This is a genomic window from Loigolactobacillus coryniformis subsp. coryniformis KCTC 3167 = DSM 20001 (assembly GCF_002706425.1).
Classification (GTDB): domain Bacteria; phylum Bacillota; class Bacilli; order Lactobacillales; family Lactobacillaceae; genus Loigolactobacillus; species Loigolactobacillus coryniformis.
Map to the genome: position 1 here is coordinate 2510647 of NZ_CP017713.1, position 16984 is coordinate 2527630.

The 16984-nt window shown below is 41.6% G+C and carries 17 protein-coding genes and 1 pseudogene; 7 read left to right on the forward strand and 11 right to left on the reverse strand.

Annotated elements, in window-relative coordinates:
- The first annotated feature begins 33 nt into the window (after nucleotides 1–33).
- A complete protein-coding gene (locus LC20001_RS12275; RefSeq protein WP_145955957.1) occupies nucleotides 34–1407 on the forward strand; it encodes an IS701 family transposase in 1374 nt (457 codons plus the stop codon).
- 31 nt (nucleotides 1408–1438) lie between these two features.
- On the opposite strand, the gene LC20001_RS12280 is transcribed toward LC20001_RS12275, so the two are convergent.
- The 3 genes from LC20001_RS12280 to LC20001_RS12290 form a co-directional block, all read right to left on the reverse strand.
- A complete protein-coding gene (locus LC20001_RS12280) occupies nucleotides 1439–2713 on the reverse strand; it encodes a PTS ascorbate transporter subunit IIC (RefSeq protein WP_010009608.1) in 1275 nt (424 codons plus the stop codon).
- Nucleotides 2714–2808: 95 nt separating this feature from the next.
- A complete protein-coding gene (locus LC20001_RS12285) occupies nucleotides 2809–3102 on the reverse strand; it encodes a PTS sugar transporter subunit IIB (protein WP_040473064.1) in 294 nt (97 codons plus the stop codon).
- Between the two features lies 1 nt (nucleotide 3103).
- On the reverse strand, nucleotides 3104–5056 hold the full coding sequence (locus LC20001_RS12290) for a BglG family transcription antiterminator (RefSeq protein ID WP_010009613.1): 1953 nt from the start codon (nucleotides 5054–5056) through the stop codon (nucleotides 3104–3106).
- Nucleotides 5057–5301: 245 nt separating this feature from the next.
- On the opposite strand from LC20001_RS12290, the gene LC20001_RS14305 reads away from it, so the two are divergent.
- The 3 genes from LC20001_RS14305 to LC20001_RS14800 all read left to right on the forward strand — a co-directional run bounded on the left by LC20001_RS14305 (nucleotide 5302) and on the right by LC20001_RS14800 (nucleotide 6429).
- Nucleotides 5302–5424 carry a transposase gene (locus tag LC20001_RS14305; RefSeq protein ID WP_010009614.1) on the forward strand — a complete coding sequence of 41 codons (123 nt, stop codon included), beginning with the start codon at nucleotides 5302–5304 and terminating at the stop codon, nucleotides 5422–5424.
- Nucleotides 5425–5941: 517 nt separating this feature from the next.
- A complete protein-coding gene (locus LC20001_RS14795; protein ID WP_220094094.1) occupies nucleotides 5942–6274 on the forward strand; it encodes a DDE-type integrase/transposase/recombinase in 333 nt (110 codons plus the stop codon).
- Nucleotides 6271–6429, forward strand: coding sequence for an IS3 family transposase (locus tag LC20001_RS14800; RefSeq protein WP_373878841.1), 159 nt, complete (start codon nucleotides 6271–6273; stop codon nucleotides 6427–6429). The genes LC20001_RS14795 and LC20001_RS14800 overlap by 4 nt, the downstream gene beginning before the upstream one ends.
- Nucleotides 6430–6478: 49 nt before the next feature.
- Here LC20001_RS14800 and LC20001_RS14635 read toward each other — a convergent pair whose 3' ends face one another.
- Both LC20001_RS14635 and LC20001_RS14640 read right to left on the reverse strand, forming a co-directional pair.
- Nucleotides 6479–6835 (reverse strand): IS110 family transposase, encoded by a 357-nt coding sequence (locus LC20001_RS14635; RefSeq protein ID WP_010009616.1) that lies wholly within the window; start codon nucleotides 6833–6835, stop codon nucleotides 6479–6481.
- Between the two features lie 24 nt (nucleotides 6836–6859).
- Nucleotides 6860–7021 carry a hypothetical protein gene (locus tag LC20001_RS14640; RefSeq protein ID WP_010009617.1) on the reverse strand — a complete coding sequence of 54 codons (162 nt, stop codon included), beginning with the start codon at nucleotides 7019–7021 and terminating at the stop codon, nucleotides 6860–6862.
- 491 nt (nucleotides 7022–7512) lie between these two features.
- Between LC20001_RS14640 and LC20001_RS12305 the strand changes: the two are divergent.
- Together LC20001_RS12305 and LC20001_RS12310 are read left to right on the forward strand one after the other, a co-directional pair.
- A pseudogene (locus LC20001_RS12305) lies at nucleotides 7513–8390 on the forward strand (IS982 family transposase).
- A gap of 146 nt (nucleotides 8391–8536) precedes the next feature.
- On the forward strand, nucleotides 8537–9025 hold the full coding sequence (locus LC20001_RS12310; RefSeq protein WP_010009620.1) for a glutathione peroxidase: 489 nt from the start codon (nucleotides 8537–8539) through the stop codon (nucleotides 9023–9025).
- 45 nt (nucleotides 9026–9070) lie between these two features.
- Here LC20001_RS12310 and LC20001_RS12315 read toward each other — a convergent pair whose 3' ends face one another.
- The 5 genes from LC20001_RS12315 to LC20001_RS12335 form a co-directional block, all read right to left on the reverse strand.
- On the reverse strand, nucleotides 9071–9391 hold the full coding sequence (locus LC20001_RS12315; protein WP_010009621.1) for a thioredoxin family protein: 321 nt from the start codon (nucleotides 9389–9391) through the stop codon (nucleotides 9071–9073).
- A gap of 15 nt (nucleotides 9392–9406) precedes the next feature.
- Nucleotides 9407–11035, reverse strand: coding sequence for a peptide ABC transporter substrate-binding protein (locus LC20001_RS12320; RefSeq protein ID WP_010009622.1), 1629 nt, complete (start codon nucleotides 11033–11035; stop codon nucleotides 9407–9409).
- A 32-nt stretch (nucleotides 11036–11067) separates the two neighbouring features.
- The gene (locus LC20001_RS12325; RefSeq protein WP_010009623.1) at nucleotides 11068–11796 is read right to left on the reverse strand and encodes a gamma-glutamyl-gamma-aminobutyrate hydrolase family protein; all 729 of its coding nucleotides are present in this window, start codon (nucleotides 11794–11796) and stop codon (nucleotides 11068–11070) included.
- A gap of 31 nt (nucleotides 11797–11827) precedes the next feature.
- Nucleotides 11828–13438: a peptide ABC transporter substrate-binding protein gene (locus LC20001_RS12330; protein ID WP_010009624.1), complete on the reverse strand. Its 1611-nt coding sequence runs from the start codon at nucleotides 13436–13438 to the stop codon at nucleotides 11828–11830.
- 657 nt (nucleotides 13439–14095) lie between these two features.
- Nucleotides 14096–15523 (reverse strand): C69 family dipeptidase, encoded by a 1428-nt coding sequence (locus LC20001_RS12335; protein WP_010009625.1) that lies wholly within the window; start codon nucleotides 15521–15523, stop codon nucleotides 14096–14098.
- A 339-nt stretch (nucleotides 15524–15862) separates the two neighbouring features.
- Here LC20001_RS12335 and LC20001_RS12345 point away from each other — a divergent pair, with 339 nt between their 5' ends.
- Nucleotides 15863–16288 carry an Hsp20/alpha crystallin family protein gene (locus tag LC20001_RS12345; protein WP_003678956.1) on the forward strand — a complete coding sequence of 142 codons (426 nt, stop codon included), beginning with the start codon at nucleotides 15863–15865 and terminating at the stop codon, nucleotides 16286–16288.
- A gap of 105 nt (nucleotides 16289–16393) precedes the next feature.
- On the opposite strand, the gene spx is transcribed toward LC20001_RS12345, so the two are convergent.
- Nucleotides 16394–16795: a transcriptional regulator Spx gene (gene spx, locus LC20001_RS12350; protein ID WP_003678958.1), complete on the reverse strand. Its 402-nt coding sequence runs from the start codon at nucleotides 16793–16795 to the stop codon at nucleotides 16394–16396.
- Nucleotides 16796–16984 lie beyond the last annotated feature (189 nt).

The following is a 16984-nucleotide window of genomic DNA, read 5'->3' on the forward strand; positions in this document are numbered from 1 at the left end:
GTTCGACAAAAAACCATTTAGAAAGAAGGATTCGTGTTGAACTCATTTTATCAAAAATCATCACTTTTAACCACCCTCCACGCCTATTTTTCTGATTTAAAAGCGGCTGGCTTGTCTAAGCCAATGGGCCTTAACTATTTTTGGTTGTGTCTAGCGTTGTTAGTGATCGGTGACCGCCACTCGATCCGCCACTTATTTGAACAATTTCTGGGCCGGGTGACGAAGCATTCTTTGAACACGTTTTATCGGGCTTTGGCAGTGATCGGTAACCACTTGCCACAGTTAGAAGTGCGCAACTTGACGTATTTACTGACCTTGATTCCCACTACTTGTCAGGACTTGCCCTTATTATTGGTTCTGGATGACACGGTCCAACCCAAGTTCGGCCACAAATTTACCGGCGTCAAATATCTATTCGATCACGCCGCACATACGGGTAAGCGGCTCGTCAATGCCCATGATTTCGTTACTTTAGGTCTGATGATCCCAACACAGCGGGACCAAGATGACCAGCCAGTTTATACGTTCTTGCCGTTAGCCACGCACCTTTATCAGGCGGAACAGGCGACCAAATACCAGCAAGCGGCGCAAATGATCAAGACGACTTTGAAATCGATCGCCAGCGACCAACAAGTGTTCCTACTGTGTGACAGTTGGTATCCCAAAGCTGAGATCAACCAACTGGTCATGACGCAACCTAATCTAGCTATGATCGCCAATGTGCGTAAAGATACCGCCATGTTTGGCTTACCCAAACGCACCGGTAAGCGCGGTCGGCCGCGGAAATATGGTGACCAGATCCATTTGGGAAATATTGCATTAAATCTTTGTTCGGCCGGAGATCAGATCGGTATAGTGCGGTGTCTGACACGCTTGATGCCCCAGCCAGTTTACATGATCCGCGTACAACGCAAGACGACTTGTCGTCTGTTCATGGCGACGTGCGCGCCCGAAGAATTAGCGGCGATCACAACCGAAACCCTAGCCGTTGATCCGACCCAGCTCACCTATCGGACGCCGGAGACCAGCGCCCCTGCGCCAGCGCTACGAGCGTTGGCCTACTATCAAAAACGTTGGGCGATCGAGACCTATTTTTATGAAATGAAAACATTCTGGCACTTCGGTGATTACGCCGTGCGTTCAGTAGCCAAGATTGAAGCCGATCATCATTTATTGAATACGGCGTATACCTTGATGATCGTATTGCCATTGACCCAACCTAGTTTAGCTTTTTTGGTAACCAAAAGTTTGCGTGAACGCAAACTCTGGTTAAGTCGGCAAATTCAAGCGGCGCTGTTTTTGGCTAGTTTAGCGCGGCAAGTGCAAAGGCGGTTAAAAACAACACCGGCCAAAGTGGTGATTCAGTGGTTGGCTTCTTGTTGGTCGGGGGTCAGTGAAAAGCTGTAAAGTGCTGTAATCCTCCTCAAACAAACTTAATTTAGAAAATGGATTGAACGAACTGTCCAATATACTTGATCACCAATGCCACAACGTTAAAGTCGATTTCTGGGAAAGCAGTACCCTTCAACCCAACACTAGCCAGTACAGGGTAAACAATCGACGGACCAACGGCGATTAAGATTCCAATAACGAAAGAGCCAATCACACAACCTTTCCAACCACCGGTCGCATTGCCGAACACCCCAGCAGTCGCACCAATAAAGAAGTATGGTACCGCGACTGGAATAATAACGGGCATGTGTAATGCCGCAAAAACAAACATCATCAACAAACCCGCGACATATGCTGAAATGAACCCAATTACAGTTGCAGTTGGTGCATATGGGAATACGACTGGAACATCCAACGCAGGTTTTGCATTTGGGATTAGCTTTTCAGAAATACCGACAAATGCGTTTACAATTTCACCCAGAAGTAAACGCACACCTGTGATAATGACATACAACGCGGCAGAGAATTGTAACCCTTGCAACAATGGATATACCAACCAACTCACGCCACCAGATAGTTTTTCAACCTGGGCAGGCCCAGCCGCAAACGCTGCAATGTAGTAGAAGATAACCATTGTGATTGAAACACCAATCACATAGTCTTTGAAAATGCTAAGCCAGCCTGGCAATTTCAATTTTTCGGTACTATCGTCGGGATCGCCGACCTTACCACCAAGCCAACTTGATAATGCATAACCTATTGAAACGTAGTGACCTAGCGCAATATCATCACCGCCAGTAATTTTACGCATACCTGGTTGCGCAATAGCAGGCATCGCAGCGGACATAAAGCCAACAATGACACCACCTAGTCCAATAATCCAAGTATTGCTCAGACCAACTGATTTCAGCATGATTGTACATAAAGCGGCCAAATATAAATTATGTTGACCAGTTAAGAAAATATATTTCATTGGGGTAAAGCGAGCAAACAATAAGTTGAAAACAAATCCGAGACTCATGACCAGCGCAACCACAGTTCCAAAACGCTGTTGAGCCAAAGCAGTAACGGCTTCGGCTAATGGCAACACTCCTTGTAAGTGTAATCCTTTGGCAAATAACTCTTGAAAGCTGTTCAACGCAGTGGTTGCGGCAGCACTACCAACACCAAAAACCAAAAATCCAACAATCGTCTTAATAGTGCCGTTAATAACTTTTGTGGGGGTTTCTTTTTGAACAACTAAGCCAATGAATGAGATCAAGCCGACCATGATGGCGGCGGAGCTTAATAAATCAACAACTAAATCAAGAATGCCGTTCATTCTTATCACCTCATCAAATTGCTATGTTCGGCGGAACTATCCAAGATGGTGTTCAAGCATTCACTAACCATCCCGATGTTTACACCGCACCTGCGTTAATTACTGTCTTGCTTGCTTAAAAACGATTGGAGTTTCTCTTTAATCTCTTTCTTGTCTGTCAAGTCACGGATCCCAATGATATCACGCACATCATCTTTAACATCCGGAACCAAGTCCTCCATCGTGATTAACAGATCTGGGTCCAGTCCCTTAGCCGCATCGATCACATCATGGGAAACGTCGAATGGCAGTTTGTTTTCCCGAACGACTTGGCCAACTTTGATCTTCAACATCATCGAGGAACCCATCCCCGTGCGACAAGCAACTAATGCAGAATAAATTTTGCTCATATTAATAGATCCTTTCTTCGTAATCCTTAATCAAGGCATACACGTCTTCAGGCCGTTTGGCTTTTGACAAACTATCGAGAAATGCCTGATCCCCAACAAAATCTACCAGCTCTGAAAGTGCCTTTAAATGCGACTTGTTATCGATTGCACATAAGGCAAAGACAAAGCGAACCGGATCATTGTCCTTATTACCAAAATTAACCGGATCAGCCAAGGTGGCAATTGCAACACCAATTTTTTTTACGCCCAACTCTGGACGGGCATGAGGCAACGCAATTCCTTTGCTGATTACAATATACGGTCCAGATTCTTCGGCAGTGGTAATCATGCCTTCAACATAACTAGATGTCGCAACACCTTCGTTAATAAACGGCGTTGCACTTTTACGAACAGCATCACGCCAATCTGTAACTTGAAGTCCAACTTGAATCAACTGGGGATTGGTGATATCGCTTAGCATCTTTTCACTTCCTCTCATCCGGGAAATCACAGAACGGATTCGTTCCTTATCCAGTCTTGTCAACATAGCACTGACAATGACTACGGGTATTGTTTTGACTTTATTTAGAAGCACCGTTGAAATCACCAAGTTAGCATGAATACTTTCAACAGTTTTATCGGTTACATCCTTACTAGCACCCGTCCCGATGACGACTACCTCAGGAAAAGCCATCCCAACTTTTGTCTCAATTAACTTTGATGTTGCTAATCCTGTCGTACATACCACCAGCGCTTGAAGATTCTGCCTGCTTTGCTCAAAGTACTTAGCAAAGTACAACGAGATAAACCCATTCTCATCAATCGAAATCTCTGGTAAGTCAAATTCTGTAGCTACTCTTGAGGACACCTTGCTAACAGCCTTTAAAATCCCGGGATACTCTTGTTGAATATCTTCAAGCAACACATTACGGATGCCAATATGATGTTCAAGCCGATTGATCATCGGTCGAATATGCTTGGCAAGGTCCCCAAGTAAAATACCAGCATCAGTTTGAAGGTCCAGCAGTGCACCAACCTCTTGAATATAGAAACTGGTAACATCACGGACTTTTTTATCTTGCGAGACAACCATCGAAACCTGATCATGTAGGGACAAACGCGATGAAAGTAAGTACTGTAAAAGATTATAAATTTCACTTTCGGGTATCGCTGTATTCAAGAAACCTTCAACGTTGACGATCACATCTTGTGCAACTTGATATAACGTTTGATTATCCACAATCACTTGAAGTGCTTCAGGTCCTAGATGAACACTACGGCGCGGTTCTGTTCCGCCGCTTTGATATCGTGTGACGAGAATATACAAATGCGATAAGATGTTGATGTTGTATGGATAAGAAATGTTTGTTTCTAACTCTCGCTCAATCAATTGGAGTTGTGTTCGGCAAAGGTCCATACTATAAGTATTGATTTCGCCATGTTTATCAAGGGATAAGTCAATATCAATAATGTTGCGATCAAAAAATATATCCTGTAATGCCCGTCTCACATCATGTTCAGTCCCAACAACATTCAAACGATGTGCCTTATTCTGAAGCTTGATATCATATGCACGAAGAACATCACGAATGGCTTTGATATCTTGATTAATCACTGACTCACTGACGTAATAGTCGCCGAATAGGTCCTGGTTTTTTAACGCTCTCGGTGATGCCTTGAGTAATTGCTCGAGGCTGTTTCGTTGACGTTCAACTGCCGAAATCTGAGTCTCTGAAATTCTGATTTGACCACCAATCACCTCACTTAAATAATTTGAATAATTTAGCTTATATCCCTGACCTTTTACGCCAGCAATAAGCTTTCCCGAGGACGTTCCCGCATTGATTTTATGAATCAAGCGGCCAATCGTTTTTGTCGATATTAGTAGTTGACTGGCAATTTCCGTGCTGGTCAGATAATGATCCGTCCCTCTTAGCAAGTTAATAACATCAGTTGCACGCTTGCTGAGTTTCATTGATTTTTCCTCCCTCAATAACAATATAACTGATAATTAAGTAAACGCTTTCTATAAAAATGTCTGTTGCTTCGGACAAACCTCTTTAAAACATGAAGTATGTAATGTCTCTTGCTATGAAACTTTGGTCTTTTTGGTTGGCAACAGACAAAAAGCTGATGATTGCATAATGGATGTAGTATAGAAGTTGAGACAACCTTTACGAGCGTGTAAAATTACTCAGAAAAAAAAGGTCGTCAAAAATTATGACTAAACGTTACCCCGAAGAATTCAAACAAAATATTATTGAACTTTACCAAGCAAAAGTTAAAACTGCCCCAGAGTTGGCGCAAGAGTATGGTGTGGGTCGCTCCACTATTTTAAAATGAATCGCCACTACAAAAAGTCCTGCAACTACCGCTAGAACCAGCGAGGAAAGTCGACTTCAGGATAAACGTATCAAGCAATTGGAGGAGGAAAACTTAATCTTAAAAAAAGCGCTGGGGCTGTTGGCAAGAAACTGATCTATGCTTTGATCAAACGTGAAAGTCAGAAAAAAATCATACGATTTCATTGATGTGTATCGTATTGAAAGTCAATCGCCCCTCGTACTATCGTTGGTTACATCGTTGTCCTACCGCAAGAGAAACAGAAAATAATGATTTGAAGCAGCGAATTAAACAGATCTGGTTAAAAAGCGAACACCGCTACGGTGCAATAAAAATCACCAGGAGCTAAATAAAGAACTGGTATTGTTAGGCCGACAGTGCAGCGTTAAACGCGTACAACGATTGATGAAAAAATAGCTATTTGCTCAAATATTCGTAAAAAATGGCAACCAACATCAACTAAACGGGAGGCTAATGTAGTACGCCCCAACCTGTTAGAACAGGATTTTTCGACCACATCAATCAAAAGTGGTGTGCCGATATCACCTATATTGAAACTATCGAAAATGGGTGGTGCTATCTATCCACCATTTTAGATATGCATTCAAAAATGATTATTGGCTTCTCCTTTGGCAAAACAATGGATACAAGTTTAGTTACCAGAACCCTAGCCGAAGCCGTCGCAAATCACCAACCAGCAACAGGCCTAATTTTGCATACTGATCAAGGCGCTCAGTACACCAGCAGTGTTTTTCAGGCCCAGCTAAACAAATTAGACATCAGCCATTCGTACAGCCGAAAAGGCTGTCCTTACGACAACGCAGAAATTGAATCTTTTCACGCCACATAAAAAAAGAATTAGTTTATCAATGTCCGGTCTATCAAACTTTTAAACGCGCAAAGCATAGTTTATTTGATTATGTTTTTAGGTTTTATAATCGCCAAAGGATCCATTCATCAATAAATTACCTCACGCCATTTGAAATGGAGAGTCAAGCTTTATAGTCAGCAGCATAAAAAATTGACTAACTTAAGAAGTCTCATAAAATGTGTCTCACTTATTGACTTCGGTCCAACCAGAGCCGGAGAAGATATCGGAGACGTAAGTGGTCAGCTTTATATTGGAACGCTGAAGAATGTTGTGAACCTGATTCTTTAGTCGCGTCATCTGCTGATTAATGCGCTTACGAAGGCGAGTAGATTCACGTAATTCCTGAATCTTACGTGGTGGTACATAGCTGGCACTAACGAGACCATACCGTGCGAGTTCTGATAACCACTCCGAGTCTTTCTGATCGGTTTTCTTTCCGGGTATATTCTTGATAATTCTGGGATTACACAGCACCATCTTAAATCCGTAAGGTTCGAGGATTTGCCAGATTGGTCGCCAATATTGACCGGTACTTTCCATGAGTACCAATTCTACATCTTGATTCTATAGCCACTCAGCACATTCTCTAAGCCGATAGGTGACTGTCTCAAAACGGGTATGAACTTTCTTCGGCTTAGCCGATTTTGCCGAACCGATTAACACGGTTACCGTGATCTGTTTTTGATGAACATCGATCCCAGCAACGCTTTCTGCGACAACTTCCATCAGGTAGTACCTCCTAATATTGATAGGCGGCAGCTTCAGCTACCGAGGGGTTGAAATTTTATATACGTGCTCAAGGCAACAATTGAATAATCTCAGAGCTGAAGACCATCGGTTTTTTATACGGGGTCTGAAGAACCGCCAATAAAGCCACGATGAACAAATAAAGCCGCCTTCGCCTCGATTATATCAGGTATGAAGGCGGTTTCACATCGTGAATACGAGGGCAAAGCGTAGCGGCGCCCCCTGAGAGTTTTTTATAAGTGGAAATTGCTGGAATACAGTTTTTAACATCGTTGTGTAGGCACACTTACCACTACGTTTATAAACTAGGTCAGCGATACTTTTTCTAGCAATGGGTGTATTTATTGTCTGATCTGATAAGGAACTTTTTAGCAGTACGCGTGGTGCTAGTTCGTAACATCTAAAAACTTAACAAAAAAGTCCAACCCAGTTAGACTCATAAGTGACAAAACTTAAAAGGAGTAATAACTGTGTTGAACCACCTCAAGTTTAAGCAAAATCGTCACGAATTACAAGTTAGTTTTCATTACTTTTACCAGTTATGTTCATTGCTTTATCAACGTTATTGTCCACGTAGCATCATTGAGCGGCACAGCGTGGAACATACCAAAGTGACTGATATTCAGCTTTTAGCCTTACTGTGCCTACAAGTCACGCTGAGAATTCAATCGCAACGCCGTTTCTATTATTTAATGGCGGCGTTTATGCCGCGGCAAATGGTGGTATCCCGTTCACGTTTCAACCGCCGCGCGCAGCAATTATTGCCAGTGGTGAATGCCATTCGCTTAGGTATCACTAAGAATTATGCCCATTCAGGCGATCTAGCGATCATCGATAGTTTACCCAACCCACTACGCCAAAGTTCGTAATTTTAGGGCTAGAATTTTTGCTGGTAAGGCTAATATTGGCTACAATGCCACCAAGAAAATGCCATTCTACGGATTTAAAATCCACCTAGTCGTCACGGCTAAATGGTTATATTCTGAATTATGTGATCACGGCAGCCTCAGTTCATGATGCTAAGGTAGCGCCTGAGCTAATTAGCGGTTGTCCTTGTCCCAATATTTTGGCCGCTGTTAGTTATGTTGGGAAAAAACGCAAAGCTAAGTTTAAAGCTCTTGGTTATAACTTGTGGACGCCTTATCGTGCTAACATGAAAGGTGCTAGGCAGCATAATAAGCGTCAGCTCAAGGCGTTACGGCGGACAATAGAGTCACGCTTTTCAATTTTAGCCCAGCAATTTGGCATTGAAACTAATCTCACCCGTAGTCTGTTTGGTTTTCAATTAAAGATTGAATTGACGATATTGGTATATAATTTAGGCTTTTTTGATTTTATGACGAACTAGCACCACGCGTATATTCTGAAGTATTCTTCTATAATCATGGAAATTCTATTTCCCTATCCACTCTTTTTCCAATCGCACACGCCTAATTATCTACAATTACCCCGAATCTCTGCTATACTTATCCCAACACTAAGGGAGGTAATAATTTGACGTCAATTTATGATTTTTCACTTACAAGCATGGAAGGCGAAAACTTTACGCTTGATCGTTATCGTGGTAAAGTGCTTTTGATCGTGAACACCGCTAGTAAATGTGGCTTGGCACCACAATTAAAAGGCTTGGAAGAATTACACAAAAAGTATCAGGATAAGGGCTTAGTTGTGATTGGCCTACCGTCAAATCAATTTCGTCAAGAATTGGCCTCCGACGAAGAAGCCAGTGAATATTGTCAGGTCCACTACGGGGTCACCTTTTTGATGACAAAGCGTGTGGCCGTCAATGGTGACGCTACTGAACCGCTATTTAGTTATCTTAAAGAAGAATCTGGTCATGGCCGGATCAAGTGGAACTATACTAAGTTTTTAGTTGGTCGTGATGGTCAATTGATCCATCGTTATGCACCAACCACGACACCGGAATCTTTCGAGGACGCAGTTGTAAAAGCATTAGACACTCAAGCCGTTCCCGAAGCATAAAAAAATCGTCGTCAGTTTTTAATTAAAAGCTGACGATGATTTTTATTACGCTAATCCGTGGATCCACGTCTCGACTTCGGTTTGCGTTTTGAGATCGCCATTAACGAAGCGACCGACTTCTTGGCCATCGTGGTAGCCGAGAAAACTAGGTAAACCGCGAACGTTCAAGACTATACATAAATCGGTATTCTCATCACGATCGATTTTTAGAAATTGATAATCATCAAAGTTCTTTTCGATAGCTGGCATATGCGGCTTAATTGCTTGGCATTCAGGGCACCAGTCAGCGCCAAAATAAAGTATGAATCGGCCTGATTGAATTTTGTTTTGCAACTCGTTTAAGGTCATTTTAGGTAATCTTTCCAAAATTTCACTCCTCCATCACTTCAAATATGCACGGGTATAATCGTGTTCACCGGCCTGATGATATAATACACCATGTAATTTAGGGTTGACCAAGTGACTTTCACGAACATAATAAAGCGGAATAATTGCGCTAGTCTGTTGAATTCTTGCTTCTGCTTGACGTAAAGTCTGCCAATAAACTTGCTGATTATTAGCAGCGGCACTATTGGCTTTATCCATTAATTGGTCAAATTGGGTATCTGAATAATGACCGCTATTTAATGAATTATTGGTCGCCAACACCCCTAAATAATTGATTGGGTCAGAAAAATCGGCTAACCAATACCATTGACTTAAAGCAAATTTGTTATCCGCTTTTAAAGAATGCAACGCTTCGTCAGGAACATTCTTAATTGATACCTTAACGTTTGGCAGCTTTTGTTCGATTTGTTGCTGCAGATATTGACTAACATTTTTGGTCACATCTTGATCGTCACCAATAATACTTAATTGCACGGTTTGATTACTTTGATTTGATTCGGCTAAGCCAGCTTGCCAAAGTTGCTTGGCCTTTTTTGTATTTGTGCCTAGCGTTGTGCTGGTTTCCCGACTAAAATCCTTACCGGTAGTTGGATCAGTTGCTGTCCCTGGACTAACAAAGCTAGTAGCTGGTTGCGAACCGTCTGCTAGCACATTTTTAGTCAAAGTTTTACGATCGATCACTAGTGAAATGGCTTGGCGTAATTTTTGATTAGCTAACGGTGCGCCATTTTTCTGATTAACTTGTAAATAATAGGTCCACGCTTTAGCAACGTGTTTAAGATCTGCATTATTTTGTAATTCCTTAGCAGTGACACCAGTAATCGTGGCATCGTCCAGTTTATTGGAAGCAAACAAGTTATGCGCAGTATTAGAATCCTTAACGGTCAGATAGTTGATCTGCTTTAAGTGAATTGTTTTTTTATCCCAATAATAGTTGTTGCGCACTAGACGATAAGAATCATTAGTCCCGTTCCAATGACTGACCTTAAAGGCACCATTAGAAACAGTTGTCTTGGCACTACTACCATATTTTTTAACGCCGACTTGTTTAACAAAACTTTCATTTTGCGGTAAAAATACCGGTACAGTCACCAATTTATTAAAATATGGCATTGGATGATCCAAAGTAATTTGCAACGTTCGTTTGTTCAAGGCTTTGATTCCTAGGGTTTGATATGATTTTTTGCCAGCATTAATGGCATCGGCGTTCTTTATACCGCTGAAAATATACGTATAAACTGGGTTATTAGCTGGATTCATGGCCCGTTTCCACGCGTACTCAAAGTCACTGGCAGTTACTGGATCTCCATTACTCCATTTAGCATTGCGCCGGATTTTAAATAGATATTGTGTCCCATTGGCAGTTGGCTTAACTATTTTGGTCGCCATGGCTGGAATGGGTTGATCATTTTTGTTTAAACGATAAAGGCCTTCGGTGGTATTGGTTAAGGTATTAAATTCCGGCAAGGTTGCCTGATTAGTACTATCCAACGAAGTCAATTCGGTGGTCTGCATCAATGTGATTTTTTGCTTTTGTGCAGTTTGTTTTTGCTGACCACAACCGGCCAATAAACCGCCTAATAAAATGGTCAAGCCACTTAAAATAATAATCGAACGTTTCATTTTGTCGCTCCTTGAATTAATAACCTGAAATTTTAAACTCGTTCCGCCTTCTTCACCAAATCTTGAAAGACGATCAACTGCCGTGCATCGTATTCTAGCAACATTTCTGGGTGCCATTGTACGCCGGTAAACTGATGATTGGCGGCCGAACTTTGTACTGCTTCAATCACCTGATCAGAGCTACGCGCGATCACTTCCAATTCTGGTGCCACCTGCTTGATTGCTTGTTTATGCAAAGAATTGACTAAGGCTGAGTCGCCAAAAGTTTGCGCCAGAACCGTGTCCGGCGTTAAAGCAATATGGTGCGTCGGCTGCGTATCTGCTGTTGGTATTTGCATATGTTTTAAACTCGGCTTTTCTCGATAAGCTAAATCCTGATATAATGTTCCACCTAAGGCAACATTAAGCACTTGTAGGCCACGACACACGCCTAGTAATGGCTTATGTGTCTGTGCAACTGCCTTGACCAACGCAATTTCAAACAGATCACGTTGTAAAAAGGTAGTGCCTAACTTAGGTAATGGTTCCTCACCATATAAAAACGATGAAACGCCTTGACCACCAGTCAGTAAAAAACCGTCATATAAGGAAACATAACGTGAAATAGCACTACGATCGACCAGCGGTAAAATCACTGGTACACCTCCAGCTGCATTGATCGCTGTCAAGAAAAATTGTGGAACATAGCTCGCCGGATGGTGATGAAATACTTCTTCGGCATATTCATATTGATTAGCTACAATTGCAATTAATGGTTTCAAAATGTTTCACCTCTACTCCACGATAGCCGTTCTACTTGACAGTCACGTATTTATAGTTAACGATCGAACCGAATGGTGATAGCTGCAAGCCTTTGACATCTGAGCGTTGTAAATAACTAACACCAGCTTGATAAACTGGCGCCAAGGCAGCATCTTGCTTGATCAATTGCGTTTCAGCAGCTTGCATTTTCTGCCACCGAGCAGTTGGTTTAGTCGCTAAGTCATCTGTGATCGCAGTTAATTTTTGATCATAGCTGGTACTCGTATATTTTGAAAAGTTCAAATCACTATTTGATTGATATAGGGCTAAGAAATCAATCGGATCTGCATAATCTGGTGCCCAAGTACCAAAGGCTAGATCATATTTGCCATCTTTTTCCGCTTGAATTCGTTGTGCTACTGGAATTGATTTGATTGTGATCGTCACACCAGGTAAATTCTTTTCCACTTGGCCCTGCAAAAATTCACCAACATTTTTGGCCTGTGGTGTATCGGCAACTAATAATTCTAGTGTGACTTTCTTTTTATTTAATTCTTTTTGAGCTAATTTCCAGTTAACCTGAGCTTTTTTAGGTGAATACGCTAATAATTGTCCCGTGGATTGCCGGTAATCTTTGCCAGTCGGTGAGTCTGCAAAATTAGTTGGGATCAGACCATTTAATGGCACCGAGCCGTCTTTTAAAACGTTTTTAGTCAATGATTTTTTATTAAAGGCCTGTGCTAAAGCTAAACGTAAATGCCGATTTTTAGTCAGTGTACGTTTATTATTGATACTGACATAACTAATCGTTGGCGTGGTTTCTTGGTGCAACACTTTTTTACCGGTATAACGTTGTAAATTATTATCACCTAATACGGCATAATCGATCTGCTTGCTATCAAATAAATTAGCCGCAGTAGCTGATTCTTTAACCACTTGTACCGTGGCTTTATCCAATTTCACGTCTTTGGCATCCCAGTATTGTGGATTACGAACATATTTCCATTTATCATTAGTGCCCGTCCAACCCTTGACGATAAATGGACCATTAGCCAAAACGTGTTTGGCAGAAGTACCATACTTACTTCCCTGCGCTTCAGCATATTTCCGATTGATTGGTACAAAGGAAGCTCCCGTCAAATACTGTTTCAAAAACGGAATTGGTTGTGTCAATGTCACTTGTAATTTATGTGAACTCAAGGCTTTAACACCTAAATCACTAATTGGCTTCTTCCCTGAACGCACCTCGGCGCCATTTTTAATAATATCAATTTGATAAGCGTTACTAGAAGCTGTTTTCGGATCAGCCAGACGCTGCCAAGCATAAACAAAATCATCAGCAGTCACGGCCGTACCGTTAGACCATTTCGCATCACGTAATGTGAATGTGTAAACCGTTTTAGTTTTATCAACGGTAGGTGCTCCTTCTGCTATCCCTGCAGTAACTTTGTTGTTTTGATCATAAGTATAAAGCCCTTCTGCATAGGCTTTTATTGCCTCGGTACTAACCGCTAATGAATATTTGGTACTATCCAAACTTTCAATCGTTGCGTTGCTTGTACTATGGAACACCTGACTTTTTGCCGATACTGAACTAATTGGTGCGGCAGCAGTCAACAAAATAGTCAATGCGCCAATAATGAATCCCCGCCGATAATGCATATAAAATCCCCCCAAAAAATAATAGTCTATTAGCCATTTGCATGACGTTCTGCACTTAAAAATTATGTATACGCGAAAAATTTGTCCATAAAAAAAGTAAATACTCATTCCAAACGTATACGCGTCAGGACGAGTATTTACCCGTGTTACCACCATCATTTACCGCTACTTCACAGTAACGACCTCAATCAGTTCACCGCCAACAACTCAATGTCAGCCAGTAAACCGTGCCACGCCAACAGGTGGCTACCGATCTATTTTTAGCTCAATAGGTTTACTCCAAGTTCATCTTCAGCAGTCAATTCTAGTACCCTTTCACCAACCGGTACTCGCTTAATAGATCATCATGCTTACTCTTCTCTTCATCGTAATATTATTCATTTTTAATAATTGTGCCAACTTTAAGCCTTTTGCTAAAAATTGTCAAGCCCAGATTGAATAATACAGTTTTATGCTGCACCGCATTAATTAAGCCAAATCCGTACGTGATCATGACAAATAAATTTTATTTATTTTAATTACCAAACGTAAAACATCCCGTACTGATTTTTCACAGTGCGGGATGTTTCATTTGCTCATTCAATTTCTTTTATCCGACTAAGCTACAATAAATCCAGTTACTCTGTTTTTAATCAGTGCATTCGACTAACTAATATATCACAAATTAGGATCCATCTTAAATGTCAGCTTCGACAACTCCGCCCCTTGTATCGTTAACTCGGCCAATAACTTCTTCGTCGCTTGATTATAATGGGTTGCGATCTCATGGTTCTGCTTGGTCAAGTAGTTTGTTAAGTCAGCGCCAGCTAGATTTTGAGCTTGTTGATCGACTTCACGAATTTTGGTTCGCGCCCATTGTGATAACTCTTTTTGATAATCCAAATCAGCTTGGATGAATTCAGCATAATGTGCTTCAACTACCATTGCCAAGGCTTCATATAGCCAGTAAGCACTATCTAATGACATCGTCGCTGGTAATTCCCGATAAGAAGCATCAGTATCAGTTGCGTTGGTAAAGAATGGGACGTGCGGGCAAAAGCTAGGTACACCAAAGCCGATCCACTGCACGCCAGCGGCACCATTAGCCCGGCTGTTCCGCATTTGGAGAATGTGCGAATTAGCAGTTCGTGAAAGTGAGATTGCGCGATAAGTTTTTTTGTCGTGTTCACTACCATGGCCTAAAGGATCATACTTGGTCTCGTTGTAGTGTGACTTCAAAATATACTGAATATCTTCCACTGAAATTTTACGACTAGCTTTGCGGATAAACGGTAACTCTGGTGATTCAGGATCTTGTTCAATTTCTGGATTCAGATAACGCTGCGCAAACCAAACCCGCGGTGTGTTGTAGTGATGATCCTTTTCCGTATCAGTACCGAAAATATGACGAAAATTCCACCGGTCAGCATCTGGATTTAATTGATTGTTAGCGACAAACTCTTGAATGCCATCAGCCCACATATAATTATCCGGGTCATTAAAATCAATCTCTTCGATCGCAATTTGGTTGGCCGCTACGGCGTAGCAATCATCTGGTATCCGTACTGCGACCCATTGATGTCCGGTAACGATCTCCATATACCAAACTTCATCGGCATCGTTAAACTGGACGCCGTTGCCTTCAGCGGAACCGTACTTTTTAACTAGTTCACCCAGATAGCGCACCCCGTCGCGAGCCGAATCGATAAATGGTAAAACTAGAGTCGTCATTGAATCTTCGGCTAAGCCACTTTTGATAAAAGGATCGTAAGCCAGTACACGTTCATTGGCGTAGACACTTTCAGTCGCACTTTCGCCTACATTCTTTTCATTGAAGCCATCCTCTTCGTTTGGACCATCACTTTCATCCCCATTTGGCGTTGAGGTGTAGCGATATCCTTTTTCGGGTAATGGTACGGTTAAGCCGTTATACGGTGACGTGTAGACTTCTTTGCGCCCAGTTACGGCTGGTTGCACGAGGAAACGTTTCGGATGGATTGCCACCAAGCGATCTTCGTTACGGGAAATATAAGTTGCACCATCCAATGAAGCTTTTTTACCAACCAAGATCGAGGTACAGGCTGATAATTCAATTCGATCTGTCATTTAAATATCCTCATTTCTATTTCACAATTAAGGTTTGCTAATGATTACTGCTGTTATAGACGTGCGACCAGGACTTGCTTGCATTTTGGTACTAGTCCAAGCGACAGCGGCAAGCGCTATATCCGAATCCTTACCCGAATGAACAACAATCACCGCAAAAGCTCTCATCTTCACTAACATTATACCGCGACTATTTTGAAAATAATAATCGATCGTGGCCGTAAATAAATCTCCTTTTTTAAGTTGTGCATATGATTTAACACACAAAAAACACCGCGTTATAATAAAAGTGGACGTAGGAAAGCGTACTAATTCAATTATGAAAGGGAGTCTTCTTTTATGGCTAATGAAATCACGAATGAAACAAATGACCGTCGTTTGGATCCATTTGATCGTTTGGCACGGCAAGTTTTTGGCAATTACCCATCAACTTTTAGTGACAAAGTCTTACGGACTGATATCAAAGAGCGTGAGCATGATTATGTGGTTGCCATTGATGTTCCCGGTATTGAAAAAAAAGACATCCATTTGAATTATGACAATGATACTTTGAGTATTAGCGTTCGTAAAGATAGTTTTGGCGATCACGAAGACAAAGATGGTAACCTACTGATGTCAGAGCGCCACTATGGCCGCATGAACAGAAGTTATCGGCTACCAAACGTTGATTCCAGCGGTATCACTGCTAAAAACGATAACGGGATTTTAACTATTACCTTACCAAAACGGGCAGACAGTGCAGCTAGCCATATTGAAATTGAATAGCCAAATACAGGAAGGGCCGTTAACGTAAAAATTGCGTTAACGGCCTTTTAATAATCATTAAAAAAAGCTACCAACCGTAACGATCACGGTCAGTAGCCTCCACGTTTAGATAGCTAAACGTGCACGAACTTTTTCCATTTCTAATTGACGTGTCTTGCGTGGTAAGAAACGCCGAATTTCTTCTTCATTGTAACCAATCTGTAGTCGTTTATCATCAAACATGATCGGCCGCTTGAGTAAGTCTGGGTGTTGCGCAATTAATTTGATTAATTCACTAGTTGAGATGGTGTCCAAATTGATATGCAATTTGCCGAAAATCTTTGCCCGTGTAGAAACAATATCCTCGGTACCATTCTCAGTCAGACGCAACAGGCGTTTAACTTCATCCTGACTTAGTGGTTGTGCCATGATGTTACGTTCCATAAATGGAATCTCATGGTCACGGAACCAAGCGCGGGCCTTACGGCTGGATGCATTACTTGATGACGTATAAAGTTGTACGGTCATTTAAAAACGCCCCTTTGTCAAAAATTTTGTACGACGATACAAATAACTTTATAACTTATTATTTGTAAGTAAAGTATACCAATTATTATCACTTATTACAATAGGTTTCGCAAAATTTTTTAAACTTTTATTCTACGCCGGATTTACAATGTAAGTGCAACACCAAAATAACTAGACCAAAAAGGCCAT